The sequence below is a fragment of the Enterococcus raffinosus genome (assembly GCF_001886185.1).
Taxonomy (GTDB): domain Bacteria; phylum Bacillota; class Bacilli; order Lactobacillales; family Enterococcaceae; genus Enterococcus_A; species Enterococcus_A raffinosus.
This window is the reverse complement of sequence record NZ_JXLA01000020.1, coordinates 29,117-38,521: the sequence shown is the minus strand read 5'-3', so window position 1 is coordinate 38,521 and position 9,405 is coordinate 29,117. Positions and strand designations below refer to the sequence as shown.

Genomic DNA, 9,405 nt, shown 5'->3' with positions numbered 1-9,405 from the left:
AAAAAATTCGTCTTTTGAATTAATCATCAAAAGAACACAAAAAAGACCCCAGAAATAGATTTTTCTGGGGTCTATATGAGAATTATGGGAATAAAATGAGTAATTTCACTTTTAACCATTGATTCATCCAACAATAGTTCCTTATTTGTTCAAGAAAAAGTCAACTATGAATAAGATGGTTTCTTCCATCATCAGTTGATGTATTTAAACAGCGAGCTATTCTTTTCTTACTATAGTAATCACTTCTCTTTAAAAGCACAAAAAAGATGAGGAAAAAGTATCTACCTCATCTTTCTTCTACTTTTGAACTTTTGAATCGTTCGTCAGATTATGCTGTGCGTTGTTGCTTACGGTAGCGATTAACTGCGAAGGCCATCAATGATCCACCAATTACTAAGAAGATCACGATACCAATACCCCCGGTAGATGGTAAGAAGCCGCCTCTTGAAACGTTAGGTACTTTTGTACGTAAATCCTCTGTTACAGAATAAGAATCTTTATTTACCTCAAAGTTAATTGGAACGCCCGTCTTATAGCCATCAGGTGCTTTAGTTTCCACTAGTGTATAAGTGCCATACGCAAGTCCTTTGATTTCAAAAATTCCATCGTCTCCGGATGTGATTTTGTATGCACCCTCATATTCATCATCTACTACTTCTTCCCAAGTGTAGTTATTAGAATCACCTTTTAGATAATAAGTATTGGCGCCAGATGTTCTCGTAATAACGAACTCCGCACCTTTTAATGTTTGGGTAACGTCTGCATTGTCGTGTTTCAAGAATTTCTTACCACCAGTAGTGATTGGAGGAGGCGTTTCGTCAGGTTTTAGTTCCTCATAGTCATCTTTCCCTGATTGTTCTAATCCTACAAAGAATTCATTGTTAATGTCTTCGTCAACTGGAGTATCCTTTGTGAGTTTTACGACATAAACAATTTCTATTTTTTTACCTGCATATTTTTTCAACCAATCAGCAGTTATTTGAGATTGAGACGAGTTCATTCCGTCATCTAATTTAAATGCAATCTGGAAACCAGCATATTTACCTGTTGCTGCATAATCAGTTCCATGATTGAACTTCTCAGTTACAGCAACGGGACTAGCTACCGCATCAATTTCCCCTTTAACATCTTCGGGGGATCCACCGATAACCTTAATGGAATCAAATCTATCGAAACGTACGCCATAGTGGCTCACTTCATCTTTAAAAACTAATTTACTGTAGCGAGTTTGTTTTGTTCCATCAGCATTTGTAATAACGTCTCCAATATGCAAAGGAATTTGATAAGTTACTTTGTATTTGATTTCTTTACCGACGTCATACGAAACACGATCTTTTAAAGCTGGATCTTCTGGTTTTTCCTCTGAATCCAAAAGTTCTTTGACAGGCTTATTCTCTAATTTGTTTTTTGGATATAAGTGGATGTCCTGATTTGGAGTACTAGTACCTGGTTTCATAACTGGCAAAGCCAAAAGCACTAGTTGGCTAAATTGTGTATTGTCTGGATTTTCTGTTTCTTCAAACCAATATACTCTGTAAACCCCATCTGTATTGCGATCAGGTAAGGTAAAGTCAACAGTACCATCGTCTCCAGTAGTTTTTGGTCCAACTCCATTTACTGGTTTTTTCTTATCTTGACCTTCTGTATTTTGACCATCAAAATCTTCTTTTTTGGCTCCCTCCATAACTTCTTTAACTTTTGCTTTATAAGTTGCCTCATCTTCAGATCCAGTTACACCTGCAGCCTTTAACATTTCATAAAATGTATCGGTTACATCCCATGGTGTAAATTCTACGCCTTTTAAGCCTTCATACTTATCAAAGTCTGAATCAATTTCACCTGTGTTTTCTTTTCCAACTGGAAAATCATCCATTTTTTTCTTGTGTAAGGTTACTTTGACATCTTGAGGCGTAGCAGCTGAAGCACTGTCGCCGAAGCCAAGTAAGCCCGCGCCTAAAGGCAGTAAGCAAACAAGTGCCATTAATAAACTAACAAGTTTCCCTCTTGCTTTCATTATTTTTCCCCCTATTTCTTCTTTTGTATTTTTTTGAAACCTAAAAGCCCAATAACTACTAGTAATAACCCCAATACCGTGAAATTCCGAACCAAATCATTGGTCGAAGGATAGTTTTTCCCCGTTCGGTCTGAACCGCTTAATGGGGAAGACCTCGGACTATCGCTGGGAGTATCCTCCTTCGATTCAGTCGTTGATGTCGTGGTGGTGGGTGGCGGTGTACTGATATCTTGGTATTTACCATAGATCAGCAGACGTTTCGCTTCTTCGTCTATCTCTGGATGCTTTTGCGGTAAATATAAAACGATCGGCAGCATATGATAATTTCCTGTTTCCCCGCTTGCCAAAATCAGATACGCCGCGTCCTTTCCATTACTAAATCGTGGAACATCGAATGAAACATTTCCGCTGCCGTCAACACCCAGCTCGGATTGATTCCATTTTTCTAATTGTTCCTCTTTTACAAAATTTTCCATCTCTTCTTTTGTTGCATACGTGTTCAACAAGTGTTCTTTGTCTTCCTTTTCATCCCCTCCGTGTTCATATCTCCAAGCAGTCAAGTCATACACATCAAAAAATAGTTTGTCGGTTCCCTCTACCTTTTTACCATCTTCTCCCCATGTGTGGATCCATAACTCCACTTGCTCCTCTTGCCCATCTGCTGCAAAACCCATCATACCGAAACAACAAATTCCTAGAAGCAGACAAAATATGAAGGAAATTCTTTTTCCCATTCCCAGCCCCCCTTCTGTCACGGAATGAGTAAATTGCTGATAAGTAATGAAGAATTTTCATCCTTCAAAATAGAACATGTAGTAGCAAAATAACCTATCAGCATTGATATGTGTGCATTTCCCAATACATTCACATTTCAGCTACTCCCCCCTCCGACTTTCTCTTCTTATTTCTTCATCCATCACCATAGTACCCGATATTATTTTTTTGCGCTTTTTCGTTTTTGGGTGTTTTTTAGTTATTATATTCGTCTTTTTTATGCCTTATTTTCACGTTTCTATCAGTTAATATGGTTATTCCATTCATTTTTTTTAAATTATTTTGCAAATTGTAGTACTCATTTGTTTTAAATAAAAGAATTCATTTGGATAGAAACTCCTTTTCCGAAATGAATTCTTTAATTATTCGTCGTTAATCAGAAAGGTCGCTGATTAACTGCTGTAATTGAACGATATTTTGACTGGTCAAAAATGGATCAATGATCACTGTTGGGTAATCGTAAGGCACTTCCTCTACACTGCTAGAAGTGATTAACGCATCATACTTTTTCAACTCATGGGTAGTGATCCGTGTATCTCGAGAACGCTCCTCCACAAAATGAATCTTAAAGTTTCCGTAGACCCGTTCTTCAATTTGCTCTGCCAAGAAGGTTTCTTCTGTTGGAGAAAGCTCAGACAGCAGCAATATCTTCAGAGGATGATTCGCGTTAGCCAATAGATTCAAGCTTTGAGGCACCATCGTTATAAGCAAATAGGTATAGTTCCAGGCAAAATCATTTTCTTGATAGATTCGGTTTCGTTTTACGAAGGTTTCCGCGATCTTCAATACCTTTTTCACCGCTTGATAGTGGGTCTCCATCATCTTTTCTAAAAAGATTCCCCGTTGTCGATACAAGATATCAATGTAGCGTCCCTTAGGCGAGTACATCCTTTGGTCGTTCACTAAAACAATGGTCAGCTCACTCATCTCAAGTTCTTCTAACGAGTGGCCCAATAGACGATTGAATTCTTCGACTAATTCATAGTGCTTCTGATAAAGGTCTCGGTAACTTCTACTTTGCTTCATGGCTGATTTCCATTGATCTTCACTGAAAATCAGCATGTCCGCATACGAAAGCCATAGACAATCCTTGATCTCCTCCTCCGTTAGACGAACACGGAAAACTTCTAATGCCATTCGTTCAAAAGCATCTAGTGTCTCTTGATCCGGCAAGCTTAACGGACTGACTAGTTCTTCCTTTGGATACGCACGACCATTTTTGATACGCCACAAACTGATATAGATGTTATAGCTTAGACGTTTCCTAAAGATATGGCGGTTTTCTAAGTGATTAACTTGAATGAATTGATCCACCAAATCGGTAATTGCTTTGATCTGGTAATCCTTTAGATCCGCAAACAAAGAATCCAGCCGATCAGACTTTTCTAAGAAGTAACGATAGTAGAAATGACGAATCACGCTTTCCTTTCCTTCGATCCGTAAAGGGCGATAATCCAGCTTGATCCCAGCCTTCTTAAAGGCCGATTCGATTTTCTTCAAATAACGCTGCGTATTTGAGGCACTGAGATATAATTTATCGGCTAAGTCACTAATACTTGAGCATTTCTCATAGAGCAGCTCTTCAATAATCTGAAACTCTGGTGATTGCTGAAGAACATCCGCATACAATCGATTGATACTAACGTGTGGCTTTACTTGAATTTGATACAGTCCCTTGAATTTTTCAATGTGAAAGTCGTCCTGCTCATCGTTGATCATCTTGACGTCCTTCAACAGGATAGGCAATGAACACTCTAGCTCTTCAAGCAGCTGGTCACTCGGTAGACCGACCTGGCTTGCATAGAGTAGTTCAACAAAACGTAAGCGTCTTAAACTACTTGCTCCTAAAACCTCTCTGAAATCCATTTCCTCATCCCCTTTGTCCTTCCCCTTTTTAAAACGTAGCAAATAACTTTTTCTTCTATATGAAGAGATCGTCCAATTCTTCACATAGATGCAACTCTCTCAATATTTTTCTGCCAACAGTTACTCACCATATTTATGAAATGCGGATCCCCTTATCCGCATAACATACTCATTGAAGATGTCGCTTGTTACTTGCTATCTCTCTCACAATCTCTTATAAAGTAGTTTTTGACTCTTACATTGATGCACCTAAAAATCAAGTAGTCATATTTTAAAAACATATATACTTAATTTTTAATAAAATGATTAAATTTAAACAGTCAATTTTGTCTATTGTTTTTTATTCTTTTAATGTAACGACCCAAATTCTTTACTATTTTCTTTTATATATTCATAATAACCAAACTTATTTCCTTTTGCTTTTTCATTACTTATTTTTTATCAGTTATTAAAAACTCATTATTTCCCTATTATTATCTAATTTATCGATTAGAAATCGTTATTTAAATCTTTTTCTTTAAAATGTGTAAAAATTATTGTTACTCAATTTGAAAATATTAAATAAAATATTTGAATTCTTATTTTTTAAGTTATTAGTAAAAAAAAGATAAGAAATAAAAAGGACTTAAAGCAATTTTCATACTTTAAGTCCATGTTTAACAACCATTCTTATCCTATACATGACCGGATTTTCAGTATTCTATCTTCAGTTCACCTGATTATCTTGGAACAGATAACAATTATTGTTTTCTGTACGGATTAATGATTTTATAACGTTTTGCTCATTTTTTAAGATCAACAGTTATCTAAAGGAGCTCTCTCTTCTGAAATTCTTCCGTTTCTTCTGTTATTTCGCTTGCAGGAAACCCAATAAACATTTACTTCATTAGAAAAAGTGCATTCTTTTGTCATCTTATTCTGCGATTAAGGTAATATAATCCGATAAGAACTGACCCTGATGACCAGAAAGTCATCGCTTTTACGAAAAATTTTGATAGACGTCCAACCCCGACTGGTTCGGGTAATTGACTTTGAGCGCGTTTATTTTTCAGACGACAATAATCCCTAAACTGCCCTTCATTGATCAGCTCAAATACTGGAGGTAACAGATTATCTGATTCTCCTGCAATCCCACCGAATTAGCCAAATCAAAAGAGCCATTTCCATCAAACGTCAATCGCCATTGCCCCTGAGATTTTATATATCCGACTGGTGCCTTTGTTTCTACTAATTGGAAATAGTTCCCATCAGCAGACAGATCATGAATGGCAACAAGACCCGACTTTTGGCTCGTAGTATGGCCGATAAATCCCACCGGCCATCTGTAATGGACGCTTCCGTCACTCGCTCATAACTTTTAAACGTAGTGTAAAAAAACAGCACAAAATCGTAAACGATACGACTTCATGCTGCTTCATGGACTAAGTTGACAATTTTAAATACGGTCGCTACTTCATACTCGCTATTTTCCGTTCATTCTTTCTTTCGTTTCCGCAAGCTCTTTTTTTATCCTATAAAAGTAGAAACTGCCTCCTGTGACACCAGTAATTGTTACCATCGCTGCGACTATAAAGAACCTCTTAACCCCAGAGCTACCCGTTCTCGGCAAGGAACCTGGTTTTACCTTTTGGTTCGTGACTTTTAAACTGATTGTATTACTAGCTTCAGTACCCCCGCTTGAATCACTGACGTTAGGATGATTGTTCACGGTAAAACTACCATCCTGATTGATGACAAATACAATAGGGTCTTGAATTCGTTGATACCCTTCAGGATTATCAATTTCTTCTAGGGTATAGCTTCCTGGGCGTAAGCTAGTAAAGTTGAAGGTTGATCCAGTACTGATTGTTTCCTCATACCCATTTGGCCCTGTTAATTTGAACACCGCTCCAGTAAGCGGGTCCCCAATTGGATCAATTTTCTCTACTTTTACTGAAAAATCTTTCAGTTGATTGATTGCGTGATAATCATCTGTACGACCATTTACTTTGATGTTCAGTGACGTTGGCGGATTATTCTCGCGAACCTCAAGCTGTAAATCATCCATTTTCTGGAAGCCTACTGGTACATATGTTTCCTCAACGATATAATCCCCAATCGGCAAATCGTTCAGCGCAACTTTTCCATCGCCGTTTGGTGAGAGATTCTCCACTACTATTTTTCCATCACTTCGCTTCACGCTAAACTTCGGCAAATCATCCGTAAACTTCGTCGATTCGTCCTCCATGAACTTCCAGAATTGATGATTCCCTCGTAGAAGTTCATTCGTGATTTTTATTCCTCCTGAAATCATGGTTTCAGAAGTGAAACTTGCTTGATTTACGGAAGGCTGCTTATATCCAGCAGTTCGGTTTGGTTCAATGACTCGATACGTATTGGCTTCTCCACCTTCAACCGGTGAAAAATTTCCCTTCCAATTCTTATCTGCCTCAAGATCGATGGATTCAACATCCTGCCAATTCGATCCATTTTGTTTTTGTAGCGTGACGGTAACTTTATCAGACCGCAGTTTCCAATAGTTCGCATTCCCTTTATGAGTATCTGACCATATTTTTTCTACAGGAATGGTAAAATCTGCTTTTTGAAATTTCACAGACGGCCGCCCAAATTCTAACCGGTCATTGGTTCGTTCTGGTGTTGGACGCAAAATGGTTTCGTTATTGGTTGGATACCATTGATTAGATACAAATGTTGGATCGTCGACTTTTAGACGAACCGTATATTCCAATTCAATCTCTTGATTACGTGTTAAGTTGATATTATCCACTTTAATTTGACGATTGCTATTTTCTATTGAGATATTGGGTTTGTCCCCATCCTCAATCAAAGGGGCACCGTTACTTACTTGCGTTACTTTCGGTCCCTTTCCATTATCGGTGACTAGCTCGACCATATCTCCTAATGGATCTGTCACGATCCCTTTATCCACCGTTCGAATGATTGTTTGATACCAATCCTTGAACCGTTCGGTCAACTCAGTAGGATCTGTCGCATGATAATAAAAATAATCTTCTGGCTCATCTCCTGTAGCAGTTGCCTTCTTGGTAGAAAGTCGATACAATCCTTTTCGCAATTCTGCTGCCGAGTGATCAGGACTTCCCGGTGAGGTAATCTGTACAGCGATACTGTGCATTTCGATTCCTTGATCCTTTAACATTTGGGCAGTTGAGTTGGTTGTCGTTAAGTGGCTTCGAATCATTTGTCCGTTAACAGTTAGATAGCGATTGCTTTCAAACTTCGTATTAATCCCAATTGCACCTAAACTTTTTCCTGGTAAATAGTTCGGAGATGTCCCTGAGTTAAAACTGGTAATCAAAACTGGATCATAATACATCGCACTATTGTATTCTGCTGTCAATGGTTCCCAGCTTGCGTTTGGAGCACCATCTGTTAACATAAATAATAATTTGTAGCGTTCCTCACCTATATCTGTTGATGGATCATTCATAATATCCGCTGCTTCTTGTAGCCCACGTTGTGTAAAGGTCCCGCCTTCAGCAAGAATTTTTTTATAAGCTGGCTTTATTTTCTCCCAATCTGTTGGGTCATTAGATAATTGGAAATGTGTATTTTCTCTTTTCCAGCCATATTGTGGTTCTTCAATTACCGGATCATAACTAGCAAACACATGCGCTCCAACACGAATCGCATTTGATGTAGGATCAGCCTCTTTCTTCAACTCTGTAATAATTTTCTCTAACGCACTCAAGCTATTTGTTTTCTTATTATTTGATGCCATCGAGCCTGTATTATCTAATAAGAAAACAATGTCTACCCCTGGTTTGTAGATCGTATTCCCTCGGACATTTAGTTTTATCTTAAATTCATCTGGCTCATCGGTTTGCTGCGCATACTTTCGTAATTGAATATTTGGATTGGAGGAATCATCTCCGTATTTTATATAAGACTGTGTATGGTCGTCATTCGCTACATCCCAACTGTTCACCCCATCCCAGCCAGTTTGGCCTGAATTTCCTCCTTGATGGTTGATCACATTTGATTGACCTGTTGGTTTCCAGGAAAATTCTGGATAAGTTCCCGCATCGTTTTTATACTTTGTTTCTTTATTCGTATATAAAGGACTGTACATTCGACTGCTTACATTTCTAGCTGCTTGTGTCTGGATCAACGAATTTTTTTGTATGTCCTTTTTTGGGCCTATAAATTTCTCTGAACTTACAGTTACTTTCTCTTCCTCTTTTCCTGAAGCATCTGTAGTCGAGAAAGTTGTTTCTTTTTTACTGCTATTTAGAACATAAGGTGTTTTTCGCTCTAAAATATTCTCTTGAATTTCTTCCTTCACTTCATTGGAATCTGATGTTTTTCTTTTTTGATCCATCTGTACATAAAGATTTAGCCGCTTGATTGATTTCGATAAATGCAAAGATAGCTTATCTTCTCTCTTCACAGAAAAATCCTTTTCAACAAGCCAGCCATCTTTCTCGACCATATTTTCAAACTCTGGATAATCGATCACATGGTCCTTTTCATCAGTGATTTTGAACTTTAATAGCTGATGTTCTTCTTCTCGTTCACTTTGGCGATTAAAAATGAGCTGCCAAGCATTCACCTCTGCCTTCTCTTCATATATATAATGGAGGTCTAAATTTTTCTTATCAATTAATTCAATCGCATGTTCCTCAGCATAAACAGGCATGACTTCTAATGCTGCTTTCACTACAAGCGACAAGACTACTACTAGCAGCAGCAATAAATTTACCTTCCTCATCTTATCTCCCCCTTTAACCCTT

5 protein-coding genes are annotated in these 9,405 nt (G+C 37.9%); all 5 read right to left on the bottom strand.

Annotation, left to right across the window (positions count from 1 at the left end):
* Nucleotides 1-328 precede the first annotated feature (328 nt).
* Nucleotides 329-2,014 (bottom strand): SpaH/EbpB family LPXTG-anchored major pilin, encoded by a 1,686-nt coding sequence (locus tag RV13_RS11950; RefSeq protein WP_010745428.1) that lies wholly within the window; start codon nt 2,012-2,014, stop codon nt 329-331.
* Between the two features lie 11 nt (nt 2,015-2,025).
* Nucleotides 2,026-2,748: a pilin N-terminal domain-containing protein gene (locus RV13_RS11945; protein WP_010745427.1), complete on the bottom strand. Its 723-nt coding sequence runs from the start codon at nt 2,746-2,748 to the stop codon at nt 2,026-2,028.
* 412 nt (nt 2,749-3,160) lie between these two features.
* Nucleotides 3,161-4,654, bottom strand: coding sequence for an AcpB/EbpR/MafR family transcriptional regulator (locus RV13_RS11940; RefSeq protein ID WP_060789297.1), 1,494 nt, complete (start codon nt 4,652-4,654; stop codon nt 3,161-3,163).
* Nucleotides 4,655-5,738: 1,084 nt separating this feature from the next.
* A complete protein-coding gene (locus RV13_RS20805; protein WP_028020486.1) occupies nt 5,739-5,969 on the bottom strand; it encodes a prealbumin-like fold domain-containing protein in 231 nt (76 codons plus the stop codon).
* A 147-nt stretch (nt 5,970-6,116) separates the two neighbouring features.
* Nucleotides 6,117-9,383, bottom strand: coding sequence for a vWA domain-containing protein (locus RV13_RS11935; RefSeq protein ID WP_010745425.1), 3,267 nt, complete (start codon nt 9,381-9,383; stop codon nt 6,117-6,119).
* Between the last annotated feature and the right edge of the window lie 22 nt (nt 9,384-9,405).